Source organism: Streptomyces kanamyceticus (assembly GCF_008704495.1).
Lineage (GTDB): Bacteria > Actinomycetota > Actinomycetes > Streptomycetales > Streptomycetaceae > Streptomyces > Streptomyces kanamyceticus.
This window is the reverse complement of record NZ_CP023699.1, coordinates 7,418,171-7,433,851: the sequence shown is the minus strand read 5'-3', so window position 1 is coordinate 7,433,851 and position 15,681 is coordinate 7,418,171. Positions and strand designations below refer to the sequence as shown.

At 70.5% G+C, this 15,681-nt stretch carries 13 protein-coding genes; 1 reads left to right on the top strand and 12 read right to left on the bottom strand.

All coding sequences use genetic code 11. The features are described 5' to 3' along the window. Positions 1–4: 4 nt before the first annotated feature. The 12 genes from pgeF to rsmH form a co-directional block, all read right to left on the bottom strand. Entirely contained in the window at positions 5–736 is a 732-nt protein-coding gene (gene pgeF / locus CP970_RS32160) for a peptidoglycan editing factor PgeF (RefSeq protein WP_055548030.1), read from the bottom strand. Continuing rightward, positions 733–1,953, bottom strand: coding sequence for a cell division protein FtsZ (gene ftsZ / locus CP970_RS32155; RefSeq protein WP_055548032.1), 1,221 nt, complete (start codon positions 1,951–1,953; stop codon positions 733–735). The genes pgeF and ftsZ overlap by 4 nt, the downstream gene beginning before the upstream one ends. Positions 1,954–2,228: 275 nt before the next feature. After that, the gene (locus CP970_RS32150) at positions 2,229–3,020 is read right to left on the bottom strand and encodes a cell division protein FtsQ/DivIB (protein ID WP_055548034.1); all 792 of its coding nucleotides are present in this window, start codon (positions 3,018–3,020) and stop codon (positions 2,229–2,231) included. Positions 3,021–3,034: 14 nt separating this feature from the next. Continuing rightward, positions 3,035–4,129 (bottom strand): undecaprenyldiphospho-muramoylpentapeptide beta-N-acetylglucosaminyltransferase, encoded by a 1,095-nt coding sequence (gene murG, locus CP970_RS32145; RefSeq protein ID WP_055548035.1) that lies wholly within the window; start codon positions 4,127–4,129, stop codon positions 3,035–3,037. A 6-nt stretch (positions 4,130–4,135) separates the two neighbouring features. After that, positions 4,136–5,446, bottom strand: coding sequence for a putative lipid II flippase FtsW (ftsW, locus tag CP970_RS32140; protein ID WP_055548037.1), 1,311 nt, complete (start codon positions 5,444–5,446; stop codon positions 4,136–4,138). 48 nt (positions 5,447–5,494) lie between these two features. Continuing rightward, entirely contained in the window at positions 5,495–6,907 is a 1,413-nt protein-coding gene (gene murD / locus CP970_RS32135) for a UDP-N-acetylmuramoyl-L-alanine--D-glutamate ligase (RefSeq protein WP_398656136.1), read from the bottom strand. A 5-nt stretch (positions 6,908–6,912) separates the two neighbouring features. Beyond that, positions 6,913–7,983: a phospho-N-acetylmuramoyl-pentapeptide-transferase gene (gene mraY / locus CP970_RS32130; RefSeq protein WP_055548042.1), complete on the bottom strand. Its 1,071-nt coding sequence runs from the start codon at positions 7,981–7,983 to the stop codon at positions 6,913–6,915. Next, a complete protein-coding gene (locus CP970_RS32125; protein WP_055548046.1) occupies positions 7,980–9,386 on the bottom strand; it encodes a UDP-N-acetylmuramoyl-tripeptide--D-alanyl-D-alanine ligase in 1,407 nt (468 codons plus the stop codon). Before CP970_RS32125 ends, mraY begins: the two co-directional genes overlap by 4 nt. Before the next feature lie 4 nt (positions 9,387–9,390). After that, positions 9,391–11,100 (bottom strand): UDP-N-acetylmuramoyl-L-alanyl-D-glutamate--2,6-diaminopimelate ligase, encoded by a 1,710-nt coding sequence (locus CP970_RS32120; RefSeq protein WP_398656133.1) that lies wholly within the window; start codon positions 11,098–11,100, stop codon positions 9,391–9,393. A 13-nt stretch (positions 11,101–11,113) separates the two neighbouring features. Further along, entirely contained in the window at positions 11,114–13,069 is a 1,956-nt protein-coding gene (locus tag CP970_RS32115) for a peptidoglycan D,D-transpeptidase FtsI family protein (protein WP_055548859.1), read from the bottom strand. Between the two features lie 4 nt (positions 13,070–13,073). Next, positions 13,074–13,622: a septum formation initiator family protein gene (locus CP970_RS32110; RefSeq protein WP_055548861.1), complete on the bottom strand. Its 549-nt coding sequence runs from the start codon at positions 13,620–13,622 to the stop codon at positions 13,074–13,076. A gap of 63 nt (positions 13,623–13,685) precedes the next feature. After that, positions 13,686–14,693 carry a 16S rRNA (cytosine(1402)-N(4))-methyltransferase RsmH gene (rsmH, locus tag CP970_RS32105; RefSeq protein WP_079043611.1) on the bottom strand — a complete coding sequence of 336 codons (1,008 nt, stop codon included), beginning with the start codon at positions 14,691–14,693 and terminating at the stop codon, positions 13,686–13,688. Between the two features lie 360 nt (positions 14,694–15,053). Between rsmH and CP970_RS32100 the strand changes: the two genes are divergently transcribed. Next, positions 15,054–15,674, top strand: a complete 621-nt coding sequence (locus tag CP970_RS32100; RefSeq protein ID WP_398656130.1) for a beta-class carbonic anhydrase — start codon at positions 15,054–15,056, stop codon at positions 15,672–15,674. Positions 15,675–15,681 lie beyond the last annotated feature (7 nt).

The window sequence follows — 15,681 nt, the reverse complement described above, 5'->3', positions numbered from 1 at the left end:
CTTATCAGTCCAGCCAGACATAGCCCGCGAGACGACCGGTGGTGCGGTCGCGGCGGTACGAGAAGTGGTCACCGGATTCCAGCGTGCACACCGGCGACCGCTCCCGGTCGCGCACGCCGAGCCGTTCGAGCTGTGCGTGCACGCCCGCCGTCACGTCGACCGCGGGCGTACCCCAGCTCGTCTCGGCGTACGCCGCGGGCTCGACGGCGGCCACGTCGGCGCGCATCGCCTCCGGCACTTCATAACAACACCCGCAGACCGCGGGCCCCGTCCGGGCGACGATGCGGGCCGGGTCCGCGCCGAGTTCCACCATGGCCTTGACGGCGGCGGGTACGACACCCGCCACCATGCCCGGGCGCCCCGCGTGCGCCGCGGCCGCGACCTTGGCGACCGGATCGGCGAGCAGGACGGGCGTGCAGTCGGCGGTGAGGACCGCGAGGGCGAGCCCCCTGCGGGCGGTCACCACCGCGTCGACGGCGGGGATTTCGGCGTCGGAACCCCAGGGCCCGTCGACCACGGCGACGTCGCGGCCGTGCACCTGGTTCATCCAGACCACCCTGGCCGGGTCGATGCCCAGCGACTTGGCGGCAAGAGCGCGGTTGGTGCGGACGGCCTCGGCGTCGTCGCCCACCGCCCCGCCGAGATTGAGCTCCTCGTACGGAACGGCGCTCACTCCGCCCCACCTGTCGGTGAAGGCGAAGTGCGCGCCGCTCTCGGTGCTGTGCTCGCCTATCACTTCAAGAAGTCCGGCACGTCCAGCTCTTCGGCCTGGCTGTCCTGGTAGGGACGGGCCGGCGGGACCTGCGGCGGCGTCGCGGGCGCGGACGGGGCCTCGTTCACCGGGGCCGCCTCGGCGGGCTCCGGGGTCGCGGGCTCCTCGCGCGGCGTGACGCTGCCGAGGCCGCCGAAGGCCGGGCGGGAGGATTCGGCGGGCCGGGAGGCCGGTGCCGGCTCCTCGCGCTTGGCGGACGCCGAGCCAAGCACGGTGTCCCGCTTGGACGGTGGCTGTCCGCCGTCGAAGCCCGCCGCGATGACGGTGACCCTGACCTCGTCGCCCAGGGCGTCGTCGATGACGGCACCGAAGATGATGTTGGCCTCGGGGTGCGCTGCCTCGCTGACCAGCTGGGCCGCCTCGTTGATCTCGAACAGGCCGAGGTCGGAGCCGCCGGAGATGGAGAGCAGCACGCCGCGCGCTCCGTCGATGGACGCCTCCAGGAGCGGCGAGGAGATCGCCATCTCCGCGGCGGCCACCGCGCGGTCGTCGCCGCGGGCCGAGCCGATGCCCATGAGCGCCGAACCGGCCTCGGACATGACCGACTTGACGTCGGCGAAGTCGAGGTTGATCAGGCCGGGCGTGGTGATGAGGTCGGTGATGCCCTGAACACCGGAGAGCAGGACCTGGTCCGCCGACTTGAAGGCGTCGAGGACGGATACCTGGCGGTCCGAGATGGACAGGAGCCGGTCGTTGGGGATGACGATGAGGGTGTCGACCTCTTCGCGCAGCTCCGCGATGCCGTCCTCGGCCTGGTTGGCGCGGCGCCGGCCCTCGAAGGTGAACGGCCGGGTGACCACACCGATGGTGAGGGCGCCGAGCGAGCGCGCGATGTTGGCGACGACGGGTGCGCCGCCGGTGCCGGTGCCGCCGCCTTCGCCGGCGGTGACGAAGACCATGTCGGCCCCCTTGAGGACCTCCTCGATCTCCTCGCGGTGGTCCTCTGCGGCCTTGCGGCCGACGGCCGGGTTGGCGCCGGCGCCGAGGCCGCGGGTGAGTTCACGGCCGACGTCGAGCTTGACGTCGGCGTCGCTCATCAACAGGGCTTGCGCGTCGGTGTTGATGGCGATGAACTCGACGCCCTTGAGACCGACCTCGATCATCCGGTTGATGGCATTGACACCACCGCCGCCGACACCGATGACTTTGATGACTGCGAGGTAGTTCTGCGGTGCTGCCACGTCGAAGGCCTCTCGCCTCGAGTTACGTGTCGCCGTTTCGCTCTGGCGCGACACGACGACTGATGCCGAATGGGACGGTCCGAACGCCGACCCGAACCCTAACGCTGAAGTTTAGGGTTACCAGTGTGTCTGTTCCCTGGACTCTTCCGAACAGGACACTAAGTCGACAAGTGGCGCACGTTCAACGAACACGCCGAACCTCCCGTTTTTCTTTTCACCCTATGTGATCAGCCGTAGCGGTGCCGAACCAGGGTGCTGGCCTGCGGTGATGCACGTCAACTCCCCGATGATGCAGGGGCGGTGGGGACGCTCACATCGAAGTGCCGTGCCTTGGGTGTCGTTTTCATCAGTGCGAGGAGAGCGGACGCTTTCGTACGCCCCTTCTCGCCGCTGCCCCACGCGACGCCGCGCCCGCCGCTCAACTCCAGCGAGATGGAGTCGTACGAACGGACCTTGACGTTCCGAGTGTCCCTGGCCACCGCTTCGGGCAGGTCACCGGCTACCCGCACGGCCTCGCGCAGCAGCCGGTCCGGGCCGAACCTGCGCAGACTGGCCGCCCCGTTCTCCTGATCCGGCGTCAATTCGAGATGCGGTACGCCCTTCGGCGCGCGCTCGACCGTGTCGAATCGCACTCCCTTGGCGTCCACTTCGACGAACTTTCCGCCCTTTTCGATGAGGAGAACCGGCTTACGTTCCGTCACTTTGAGACCGATTCCGTGCGGCCAGGACCGCACGACGTCAACCGAGTCAATTCGGGGCAATTTCGAGCGCAGCCGCTCCTCAAGGGCGTCCGCATCGACCGAAATCAGTGGGGCCCCGACGGGGGCGTCCGCCGCCTCGCGGACCTCTTCGGGGGTCAGCACCCGGGTCCCCGAGATGGTCACGCGCTCAAGACGCAGCCACTGGGAGCCGTAGAGCACCCACACGCCGCCCGCGGTGAGGAGCACGGCGAGCACCAGTACGACGATCAGAGTGCGCGAGCGCGGCAGGCGCAGCCGCCGGACGCGCTGCGGGCGGGGCGGGCCGGACTTCTTCTGCTGCCGTTCGGCGGTGGTCGGTCCGGCCACGGTCCCCTGCCTTCTCACGCGTTACGGCGTGACGCAATCGCCTCGTACACCATGCCGACGAGCAGCTCGTCGGCGTCCCTGCGGCCGAACTCCGAGGCGGCGCGGGACATCTCGTACAGCCGATGCGGATCGGCGAGCACGGGCAGGACGTTGCCCTGGACCCATTCGGGCGTCAGTTCCGCGTCGTCGACCAGCAGTCCGCCGCCCGCCTTGACCACCGGCTGGGCGTTGAGCCGCTGTTCGCCGTTGCCGATCGGCAGCGGGACGTAGGCGGCGGGGAGCCCGACGGCGGAGAGTTCGGCCACGGTCATCGCGCCCGCGCGGCAGAGCATCATGTCGGCAGCGGCGTACGCGAGGTCCATCCGGTCCACGTACGGTACCGGGATGTACGGGGGCATCCCCGGCATCTGCTGCACGTGCGGCAATTCGTTCTTGGGGCCGACCGCGTGCAGGATCTGGATGCCCGCGCGCTGCAGCACGGGGGCGGCCTGCTGGACGACCTCGTTGAGCCGCCGCGCGCCCTGCGAACCGCCGGAGACGAGCAGGGTCGGCAGGTTGGGGTCGAGGCCGAAGGCGGCGCGCGCCTCCGGGCGGACCCTGGCCCGGTCGAGCGTGGCGATGGTGTGCCGCAACGGGATGCCGATGTAGCGGGAGTTGCGCAGCTTGCTGTCGGGGGTGGCGACGGCCACCCCGGAGGCGTACCGCGAACCGATCTTGTTGGCCAGGCCGGGGCGCGCGTTGGCCTCGTGCACGACGATCGGCGTCCCGGTCCGCTTGGCCGCGAGGTAGCCGGGCAGCGCGACGTAGCCGCCGAAGCCGACCACGCAGTCCGCCTTGGTGCGCTCCAGGATCTGCTCGGCCGCCTTGATGGTGCCGCGCAGCCGTCCCGGGACGGTGATCAGCTCAGGGGTGGGCTTCCGCGGCAGGGGTACGGCCGGGATCAGCGCGAGTTCGTAGCCCCGCTCGGATACGAGCCGGGTCTCGAGTCCACGCTCCGTGCCCAGGGCCGTGATGCCCACGGTCGGGTCCTGCCTCCGCAGGGCGTCCGCGAGGGCGAGCGCGGGCTCGATGTGGCCGGCGGTCCCCCCACCGGCGAGTACGACATGCACCGAAATTCACCGCTCTCCGGACGAACGCGCCTTGACGCGCCGTCTCATCGTGTTCCATCTCACCCGAGGTTGCCGCATGGCGAGGGCCGCCTTCGCCGCGGGGTCCGATCGCGCGAAAGCGATGAGGAGCCCGACGGCGAACATGGTCGGCAGCAGGGCCGAACCCCCGTAGGAGAACAGCGGGAGCGGGACACCGGCGATCGGCAGCAGACCGAGCACCGCACCGACGTTGATCACGGCCTGGGCCGTGATCCAGGTGGTCACGCCTCCCGCGGCATACCTCACGAAGGGGTCCTCCGTGCGTCCGGCCACGCGGATACCCGCATAGCCTAGAGCCGCGAACAGGGCGAGCACCGACAGTGTCCCCGCCAGGCCGAGTTCCTCGCCGGTGATGGCGAAGATGAAGTCGGTGTGCGGTTCAGGCAGTTGACCCCATTTTTCCACACTCGCGCCGAGTCCGGAACCGAAGAATCCGCCGGAGGCCAGGGCATAGATGCCGTGTACGGCCTGCCAGCACTGGTCACCGGGGCCCGGCTCCGTGGCGCCGATGCAGGCGAGCCTGGCCATGCGGTTGGGGCTCGTCTTGATGAGGATCACACCGAGCAGACCCGCGACGCCGAGCACACCCGCGAACAGCCGGGTGGGGGCGCCCGCCAGCCAGAGCAGGCCGAAGAGGATCGCGGTGAGGATGATCGCCGTACCCATGTCGCCGCCGAGCATGATGAGCCCGAGCAGCATGAAGGCGACCGGGACGAGCGGCACCAGCATGTGTTTCCACTGGGTCAACAGACGCTTGTCGTGTTTACGCGCGAGCAGGTCGGCGCCCCACAGGACGAGGGCGAGCTTGCCGAACTCACTGGGCTGGAGCTGGAAGGGCCCGCCCAGATAGATCCAGTTCTGGTTGCCGTTGACGCTGCGCCCTATCCCCGGGATCTGCACGAGGACCATCAGGAAGACGGTGACCGCGAGCATCGGATAGGCGAGCGCCCGGTGCAGCTTGATGGGCATCCGCATCGCGGCGAGCAGCAGGATCGCGCCGAGCACGGCGGCGACGAACTGCTTGCGGAAGAAGTACGACGCCGGCAGGTCCAGCTGCAGCGCCTGGATCATCGAGGCCGAGTAGACCATCACCAGGCCGAGCACGGTGATCAGCAGGCTGCTGCCCAGGATGAGGTAGTACGCCGTCAGCGGCCGGTCCCAGGCCTTGCGGGCCCGGTCGTAGAGCCGCCGGGGCCCCCGGTCGCCCGGAGGGTGGGAGGCACCTCTGGCGCGTACCGGAGCCGGTCGTTTGGCGACCCGCACGGAAGACCTGGCCACGTTCCCCTCCCAAGGGTGTGCCCGGCGCCCGCCGGGCAGAAAGCCCGGTCAGGCGCTCGTGGAGCCGAGTTCGCGGACGGCGTCCGCGAACGCTTCACCACGCTTGTTGTAGTTGGTGAACATGTCCATCGAGGCGCAGGCCGGGGCCATCAGGACGGTGTCCCCCGGCCGGGCCAGCTCTGCCGCCCGGCGTACCGCCTCGGACATCGCACCAGTGTCGGTGCGGTCGAGGTCGACGACCGGGACCTCGGGCGCGTGTCGCGCGAGGGCTTCCCTGATCAGCTCGCGGTCGGCACCGATCAGGACGGCGCCGCGCAGCCGCTTGGCCGACTTGGTGACGAGCTCGTCGAAGGTGGCGCCCTTGGCGAGTCCGCCCGCGATCCAGACGATCGACTCGTAGGACGCCAACGAGGCTTCCGCCGCGTGGGTGTTGGTCGCCTTGGAGTCGTCGACGTACGCGACCTCGGCCACGTCGGCGACGTGTTCGATGCGGTGCGCGTCGGGACGGAAGGCGCGCAGCCCGTCGCGTACGGCCGTCGCCTGTACGCCGAAAGCGCGTGCGAGGGCCGCGGCGGCCAGCGCGTTGGCGATGTTGTGCGGCGCGGGCGGCTGGACGTCGGAGATCTCGGCGAGCTCCTGCGCCTGCTTCTGGCGGTCCGGCACGAAGGCACGGTCGACCAGGATGCCGTCCACGACCCCCAGTTGCGAGGGCGCGGGCGCGTTCAGCGTGAAACCGACGGCGCGGCAGCCCTCTTCGACGTCGGCCTCGCGGACCAGGTCCTCGGTGACCTTGTCGGCCACGTTGTAGACGCAGGCGATCCGATTGCCCTCGTAGACGCGTCCCTTGTCGGCGGCGTACGCCTCCATGGAGCCGTGCCAGTCGAGGTGGTCGGGCGCCAGGTTCAGGACGGCCGCGGAGTGGGCGCGCAGCGAGGGCGCCCAGTGCAGCTGGTACGAGGAGAGCTCGACGGCCAGGACGTCGTAGGGCTCTTCGGAGAGGACGACGTCGACGATCGGCGTACCGATGTTGCCGACGGCGGCCGTCCGCAGGCCCGCGGCTTCGAGGATCGAGGCGAGCATCCGCGTCGTCGTGGTCTTGCCGTTGGTGCCCGTGATGGCGAGCCAGGGGGCCGCGTCGGGGCCGCGCAGGCGCCAGGCGATCTCTACGTCGCCGACGACGTCCACGCCCGCCGCCGCGGCCGCCGCGAAGAGCGGCGACGACGGCTTCCAGCCCGGCGACGTGACCACCAGGTCGGTGCCGTCGGGAAGCGTTTCCGCGTCCCCCAGGCGTACGGAAATGCCGTCGCCCTCAAGAGAAGCGGCGCGTTCCCGGTGCGCCTCCGAGGAGCCGCCGTCCACGACCGTCACCGACGCGCCGAGGCCGGCCAGGGCGCGGGCGGCGCTGATGCCGCTCACGCCGAGACCGGCGACGGTGACGTTCTTGCTCTGCCACTCGGACACAGGGGTCACTTTTCGGCTGCCCATCCCGCGTAGAAGAGACCCAGACCGACGATCACGCACATGCCCTGGATGATCCAGAAGCGGACCACGACAAGGACTTCGGACCACCCCTTTAGTTCGAAGTGGTGCTGGAGTGGCGCCATCCGGAAGACGCGTTTGCCGGTGAGGCGGAACGAGCCGACCTGGATGACCACCGACATGGTGATCAGGACGAAGAGGCCGCCGAGCAGCGCGAGGAGCAGCTCGGTGCGGGAGCAGATCGCGAGACCCGCGAGCGCGCCGCCCAGGGCGAGGGATCCGGTGTCGCCCATGAAGATCTTGGCGGGCGAGGTGTTCCACCACAGGAAGCCGAAGCAGGCGCCCATGAGTGCGGAGGCCACGACCGCCAGGTCGAGCGGGTCTCTGACCTCGAAGCAGGCCTGCGGGTTCGTCAGCGTGTTCGCGTTGGCGCAGGACTCCTGGTACTGCCAGACACCGATGAAGGTGTAGGCGCCGAAGACCATCACGGAGGCGCCGGTGGCGAGACCGTCGAGGCCGTCGGTGAGGTTCACGCCGTTCGACATCGCGAGGATCATGAACAGCGCCCAGACCACGAACAGGACCGGGCCGATCGACCAGCCGAAGTCCGTGACGAACGACAGCTTGGTGGAGGCCGGGGTCTGGTTGCGGTTGTCCGGCCAGTTCAGCGCGAGCACGGCGAAGCCGATGCCGACGATCAGCTGGCCCGCCATCTTCGCCTTGGCGCGCAGACCGAGCGAGCGCTGCTTGACGATCTTGATGTAGTCGTCGAGGAAGCCGACGAGGCCCATGCCCGCCATCAGGAAGAGCACCAGGAGGCCGGAGAGCGTGGTCTCCGTGCCGGTGATGACCTTCGTGAGGAAGTACGCGATGAGCGTGGCGAGGATGAAGGCGATGCCACCCATGGTCGGCGTGCCGCGCTTGCTGTGGTGCTCGCGCGGGCCGTCGTCCCGGATGAACTGGCCGTAGCCCTTGCGGGCCAGGAACTTGATCAGGAGCGGGGTCCCGGCCAGGGTCAGGAAGAGCCCGATCACACCCGCGAAGAGGATCTGCCTCATCGGCCGGAGACCTCACCCTCGGTGTGGTTCTCCAACAGCGCCGCGGCGACCTTCTCGAGGCCCACCGATCTGGACGCCTTCACCAGCACGACGTCTCCTGCGCGCAGCTCGCTGCGCAACAGGTCGATCGCCGCCTGTGCGTCGGACACGTGCACCGACTCCTCACCCCACGAACCCTCGTTGTATGCGCCCAGTTGGAGCCAGGACGCTTCCCTGCCCCCGACTGCCACGAGCTTGCTCACGTTGAGCCGGACGGCAAGGCGTCCGACCGCGTCGTGCTCGACGAGCCCCTCGTCCCCGAGTTCGGCCATGTGACCGAGCACCGCCCACGTACGACGTCCCTTGCCCATGGCCACGAGCGCGCGCAGGGCGGCTCGCATGGACTCGGGGTTCGCGTTGTAGGCGTCGTTGACGATAGTCACGCCGTCCGGGCGCTCGGTGACCTCCATCCGCCAGCGGGACAGCGTGCCCGCCTCGGAGAGCGCGAGGGCGATCTCGTCCACGGACATGCCCAGCTCATGGGCGACGGCGGCCGCGGCAAGCGCGTTCGACACGTGGTGCTCACCGTACAGCCGCAAGGTCACGTCGCTGCACCCGGAGGGTGTGTGCAGCGTGAAAGCGGGCTGTCCATTCTCCGTGAGCCGGACATTCTCCGCTCGTACGTCGGCGTCGGCGGCCTCTCCGAAGAGCAGCACGCGCGCCTTCGTACGCGACGCCATCGCGCGCACCAGCGGGTCGTCGGCGTTGAGGACCGCGGCGCCGTCCGCGGGCAGCGACTCGACCAGCTCGCCCTTCGCTTCCGCGATCTGCTCGCGGCCGCCGAACTCGCCGATGTGGGCGGTGCCGACGTTCAGGACGAGGCCGATCTTCGGCGGCGTGAGGCCCGTGAGGTACCGGATGTGGCCGATTCCGCGCGCACCCATCTCCAGGACGAGGAACCGCGTCTCGTCGGTGGCGCTGAGCGCGGTCAGCGGCAGGCCGATCTCGTTGTTGAACGAGCCCGGCGTCCAGACCGTGGGCGCGTGGCGCCGCAGAACCTGCGCGAGCAGGTCCTTGGAGCTGGTCTTGCCGACGGACCCGGTGAGCGCCACCAGGGTCGCGCCGAGCCGCTCCACGACGTGGCGGGCCAGGGCGCCGAGCGCCGCCTGCACATCGTCGACGACGATGGCGGGCACCCCGACGGGCCGCGACGCCAGGACGGCCACGGCACCGGCCGCGACGACGTCCGCGGCGTAGTCGTGGCCGTCCACGCGCTCGCCGACGAAGGCGACGAAGAGGCTGCCGGGCACCACCTCACGGGAGTCCCGGACCACGGATCCGGTGACCGAAACGGCCGGATCCGGTATGTCGTACGTCTGCCCGCCGACGACGGTGGCGATCTCGGCGAGGGAGAGGGCGATCACAACTTCATCCCTGGGTTTGCTGGATAGCTTCGCGAAGCACCTGGCGGTCGTCGAAGGGACGCACCACCCCGGCGATGTCCTGTCCCTGCTCGTGGCCCTTGCCCGCGACCAGGACGGTGTCGCCCGGTCCCGCGTGGGCGACGGCCGCGCGGATGGCCGCGGCACGGTCCTCGAAGACGGCGACCTCGGCGCGCTCGTGGGCCGGCACGTCGGCGGCGCCCGCGAGCATCGTGGCGAGGATCGCGAGGGGATCCTCGCCGCGGGGGTTGTCGGAGGTCAGTACGGCGGTGTCGGAGAGGCGGGCCGCGGCCGCGCCCATCGGCATCCGCTTGGTCTTGTCCCGGTCGCCGCCGCAGCCGAGCACGATGTGCAGCTTGCCCTCGGTGACCTTGCGCAGCGCGCGCAGGACCGATTCGACAGCGTCCGTCTTGTGGGCGTAGTCGACGACCGCCAGGTAGGGCTGGCCCGCGTCGATGCGCTCCAGGCGGCCCGGTACGCCGGGCACCGCGGCGACGCCGTCGGCGGCCTGCTGCGGGTCGATGCCCGCGACGGCGAGCGAGACGATCGCGGCGAGCGTGTTGGCGACGTTGAAGGGGCCCGCGAGCGGGGACTTGGCGGTGATCCGCTCGCCCTTGGGGCCGACCGCGACGAACGTCGAGTCGAGCGGCCCGACCTCGACGTCCTCGGCGCGCCAGTCGGCGTCCGGGTGGCCCTCCGCGGAGAACGTGGTGACGGGGACCTCGGACTCGGTGATGAGCCTGCGGCCGTACTCGTCGTCGAAATTGACCACACCGACCCGGGAGCGCCGCTGGGTGAACAGCTGCGCCTTGGCCTGGAAGTAGTCATCCATGTCGGAGTGGAACTCCATGTGCTCCGGGCTCAGGTTGTTGAAGACGGCGACGTCGAAGACGCAGCCGTCCACACGGCCGAGCACCAGGGCGTGGCTGGAGACCTCCATGGCGACCGCTTCGACGCCGCGCTCGCGCATCACCGCGAACAGCGCCTGCAGGTCGGTGGCTTCGGGGGTCGTGCGCTCCGACTTGATGCGCTCGTCGCCGATGCGCATCTCGACCGTGCCGATGAGGCCGGTCGCGCGCAGGCCCTTGAGCCCGCCCTCGACGAGGTACGCGGTGGTGGTCTTGCCCGACGTACCCGTGATGCCGATCTGGAGGAGGTCGCGGCCGGGGTGGCCGTAGACCGTCGCCGCGAGCTCGCCCATGCTGCCGCGCGGGTCGGCGACGACCAGGACGGGCAGGCCGGTCGCGGCGGCGCGCTCGGCGCCGGTCGGGTCGGTGAGGATCGCTCCCGCACCGAGGTCGGCGGCCTGGGCGACGAAGTCGGCGCCGTGCATCCGCGCGCCGGGCAGCGCCGCGTAGACGTCGCCGGGGCGGACCGCTCGGGAGTCGTGCGTGATGCCGGTGATCTCCGCGTCGCCCTCGACGGCGACGCCCAGCTGGCTCCCGAGCTCCGTCAGTGAGGTCGGGGAGACCTGGACCGGCCGCGGCGGCCCCGGATATGTCACGGGAACGCCCTTCTGGGTGGTTTGGGACTGATCAGCGTGTGGCACGGCGGTGAGCGTACCGGGCGCACCCGCTTGAGGGCCAAAAGGGAGGGGTCTGCGCGTAGCGCGGTCGGGCAAGGGTGGTGGTGGGAGACGGGTGGGCGGGCGGTGTGGCGGGGGGCGGTTCCCCGGGTCCGGGGTGATCGTTGTCACGAGCGGTTCCTGGTCAGTCACCGGGTTTGAAGGTGACGGGGAGGCGGGCCGGGCCCTTTCCGGTGGGGGGCTCCTGGAGGGTCTTCAGGGAGAACTGCATGACCTTCTTGTAGATGGGACCGCAGATCTGGCCGCCGAAGTAGCTGCCCTTGGTGGCGTTCTGGATGGCGCAGTAGACGGCGATGCGCGGCTTGTCGGCGGGTGCGAAACCGGCGAACGACGAGGTGTAGCCCTTGTAGCGGCCCGTCTCCGGATCGACCCGGTTGGCCGTACCCGTCTTGCCCGCGACGCGGTAGCCGGGGATCCGGGCGGAGTTTCCGGTGCCCTCCACGTCGTCGACGACGGACTCCAGCATCTTGGAGACCGTGCGCGCGGTCTTGTCGCTCACGATCCGGGTCTTCTTCGGCTTGGGCGCGGGCGTGAATCGGCCGTCGGGGCCCTTGGTGCCGCGGACGAGCGTGGGCTCGATGCGGACGCCTCCGTTGGCGATGGTCTGGTAGACCGAGGTCGCCTGCATGGCGTTGATCGACAGGCCCTGGCCGAACGGGATCGTGAACTGCTGCGAAGTGGACCACTTCTGGGGAGGCGCGAGGATGCCGGGGGTCTCGCCGGGGAAGTCGAGCCCGGTCTCCTTGCCGATGCCGAACTTGCGCAGGTACGAGTAGAGGATCTCGTTGGACTCCCGCTGCGTCTTGCCCATCTCACCGGTGGCGAGGATCGTGCCGATGTTGCTGGACTTGGCGAGCACTCCGTTGAGCGTCAGGTGCCAGGTGGGGTGGTCGATGTCGTCCTGGAACAGCCGGTCGCCGCGGTGCAGCCGGTTGGGCACGGTGACGTGGGTGCCGGGCGTGGCCGCGTTCTCCTCCAGGACGGCGGCCATCGACATGACCTTGGAGGTGGAGCCCGGCTCGTACGCGTCCTGGAGGGCCGCGTTGCCCAGGGCCGCGCCGTTGGCCTGGGAGAGGTCGTTGGGGTCAAAGCCGGGGGCGTTCGCCATCGCGAGGACCTCGCCGGTCCTGGTGTCCTGCACCATCACGTAGCCGCGGTCGGCCTTGGACTTCTTCACCTGCTCGGTGATGGCGTCCTGCGCGGCCCACTGGATGTCGCGGTCGATGGTGAGCTCGACGTCGGAGCCGGGCACGGCGGGGGTCTCCGTGCTGCCCGCGGTCGGCACCTGGCGGCCGCCTGACTGCGCGTACTTGATCTTGCCGTCCTCGCCCGCGAGCTGCTTGTTGAGCTGCTGCTCCAGGCCGCCCGCGCCCTTGCCGTCGGCGTTGACCCAGCCCAGTATCCCGGCGGCCAGGTCGTGGTTGGGGTAGACCCGCTTGCTGCTCGGGTCGGCGAGGATGCCCGCCAGCACGTTCGGCGAGCTCGGGTCGGTGCCCGCCTTCTCGGCGAGCGCGCCGCGCAGGTCCTTGATCTGCTTCCAGACCTGGGGGGTCTGGCGGCGGGCGAGCAGCACGTAGCGCGTGTCGGGGGTCTTCAGCTTCTTGGTGATCTCGGCGGCGTCCTTGCCGAGGATGGGGGCGAGGAGCGCGGCGGCCTGTTCGGGCGCGTCCTTGACCTTCATCTCCTTCGGCGTGAACAGCGTGGGGTCGGCCGTGATGTCGTACGCGTCCACGCTGGCGGCCAGCTCGACGCCGCCGCGGTCGGTGATGCGGCCGCGCTCGGCGGCCAGGGTGTGCGTGAAGTAGCGGTTCTTCTCGGCCTTGGCCGCGTACGCGTTCGCGTCGACCGCCTGCACCTGGAGCAGCCGTACGACGAAGGCCAGCATCACCAGCGTCAGGCCGAGGCTGACCATGCGCAGGCGGGGCCGCGGGCTGCCCAGGCGGATGGTGCGGGCCTTGGCGGACGCGGGGCGGCGCGCGGCGGGGCGGGAGCCGCCCTGCCCCGGGCGCCGGGGGGCACCGGGACGCGCGGGCCTCGCGGGCCCCGGCACCTTGCGCCGCGGGGGTTGGCGGTCCGTCACTTGGTCACCTGCCGGATGTCGTCGTGGGGCCGGGCTTCGCGGCCTGCTCGGGCGTGGGCGGTGGAGCGGCGGGGCGCGCGACCGGCTGGGGCGCGGCGGGCTTGGGAGCGGCGGGTGGCACCGAGACCGAGGCGGGCGGCGATGCCACCTCCTGCGGGCGCGGATCGGGGCGCTGCAGCGCGGAGGGCAGGGCGGCGGCGCCGGGGATGCCGCGCACGGTCCCGTCCGGGTCGAGGAAGGCCGGGTCGCCGCCGGGGACCATGCCGAGCTCGCGGGCGCGGCGCTGCAGGGCGTCCGGTTCGGCATAGCCGTCCACGTCGCGCTGGAGCTCCTGTTCCTCCTCGGTGAGGTCCTTGGTCTCCTTCTTGAGCTCGCTCAGCTGGAACGAGCCTTCGTTGAGCGAGGAGTTCAGGATGAGGAGGGTGATCAGTCCGCCGCCCAGGAGCAGGACGACAAGAAGCACGAAGGGGGTGCGCGCGGCCTGGCTCGGACCCTGGGGCAGCAGCCGCGCGAGGCGGGCGGCCCTCCCCCGCAGCTCGGGCTTCTTGCTCATGGAGCCTCCTCGCGGACTCTGGTCGGCGGACTCTGCTCGTGGGGCCTGGTCGCGGCGTCCGGCTCAGCCGACGTCCTCGCGGACGCGCTGGGCACCCCGCAGCCGCGCGGGGGCCGCTCTGCGGTTCTCCGCGACCTCTTCCTCGGTGGGAAGTTCGGCGCCTCGGGTGAGGAGCTTGAGTCGCGGCTGGTAGCGCTCGGGGACGACGGGCAGTCCGGGCGGCGCCGTGTTCGCGGCACCGGCCGCGAACACCTGCTTGACCAGGCGGTCCTCAAGGGAGTGGTACGACAGGACGGCGATCCTGCCGCCGACGGCGAGGGTCTTCACGGCCGCCGGAATGGCCTGCTCCAGGACGCTCAGTTCGCCGTTGACCTCGATGCGCAGGGCCTGGAAGGTGCGCTTGGACGGGTTGCCGCCGGTGCGCTTGGCGGCCTGCGGCAGGGAGTCGCGGATGAGTTCGACGAGCCGCGCGCTGTTGCTGAACGGCTCCTTCTCGCGCTCGCGCACGACGGCGCTCACGATGCGCTTGGCCTGCTTCTCCTCGCCGTACTGCCGCAGGATCCGCACCAGTTCGCCCGGGGCGTAGGTGTTGAGGACGTCGGCCGCGCTGATGCCGGTCGTCTGGTCCATGCGCATGTCCAGGGGCGCGTCCTGGGCGTACGCGAATCCCCGGTCCGCCTCGTCCAGTTGCATGGAGGAGACACCGAGGTCGAAGAGGACGCCCTGCACGCGCGGGACGTCCAGGCGCTCCAGTACGTCGGGGAGTTCGTCGTAGACCGCGTGCACCAGGGTGGCCCGGTCGCCGTAGGGCGCGAGGCGCTCGCCGGACAGGCGCAGCGCTTCCTTGTCGCGGTCGAGGGCGATGAGGCGGGCCGAGGGGAAGGTGGCGAGGAGGGCCTCGCTGTGGCCGCCGAGGCCGAGGGTGCAGTCGACGACGACCGCTCCGGGCTCGGCGAGGGCGGGGGCCAACATGTCCAGGCACCGCTGGAGCATCACCGGGACGTGTCGGCTGTTGTCGCCCTCCCGTCGCCCGCCACCGCCCTTGTTCGGAAGCGCTTCGCGCCCTTGCATTTGGCCCTCTCAGGTCCGGCGCGGCGTTCGCACGCACTGCCGGGTCCCCGCCCGCTCCGTGAAGGGGAATGGACTGCTGGCGCCGGGGAAGTGGCGTCAGCCGACCGGGAGCGGGAGGAGGCCGAGCCGTACGTACGCGCCGCGCACGTGGGGGGATTCCGCGGAATCCCCGTGATGTTCAGTCCAGCAGGGAGCTGGTCACGCCTCCCGCTTCGCGTCACTTTAGTCCACCGTGTCGCCCGGTCAATCAACCGGCCTGCGCGTCGCCGCGCGGGTCCGGGCGGGGGTGCGAATCCTGTTGCGATCACCCGTTCGGCGGTAGCCGGGCGACCTCTGTGGGTTACCTCACAACAAGAGTCTTTGACGTTCTTTGTCCCTTCTCACAGCGGGTGCAGTCGATCAGTGAGCACTAACGTCATAGCCATGTCGACTTCCGCATCTCCTTCGGGCAGCACCCCCGTAGAGCCGATCGGCGACATAGTCGTCGGCTCGGTCACCGACCGCCTCGTCGAGGCCAACGAGAGGTACGCGTCCGGGTTCACCGACCCCGGCATGGACGCCCGCCCCGTCCTGCACGTCGCCGTGGTCGCCTGCATGGACGCCCGCCTCGACCTGCACGACGCGCTCGGCCTCGAGCTGGGCGACTGCCACACGATCCGCAACGCGGGCGGCGTGGTCACCGACGACGTCATCCGCTCGCTGACCATCAGCCAGCGCGCCCTCGGCACCCGCAGCGTCGTCCTCATCCACCACACCGGCTGCGGCCTGGAGTCCCTCACCGAGGAATTCCGGCAGGACCTGGAGACCGAGGTCGGCCAGCGGCCGACGTGGGCGGTGGAGTCCTTCCGCGACGTCGACCAGGACGTGCGGCAGTCGATGCAGCGCGTGCGGACCTCGCCGTTCCTCCTGCACACCGACGACATCCGCGGCTTCGTGTTCGATGTGACGACCGGTCTGCTGCGGGAGATCGACCCTGCGTGACTGACAA

Coding starts and splice junctions, on each gene's coding strand:
- mraY (WP_055548042.1), bottom strand. CDS start 7,983: ATGAGGCAGATCCTCTTCGCGGGTGTGATCGGGCTCTTCCTGACCCTG.
- CP970_RS32110 (WP_055548861.1), bottom strand. CDS start 13,622: ATGAGCAAGAAGCCCGAGCTGCGGGGGAGGGCCGCCCGCCTCGCGCGG.
- rsmH (WP_079043611.1), bottom strand. CDS start 14,693: ATGCAAGGGCGCGAAGCGCTTCCGAACAAGGGCGGTGGCGGGCGACGG.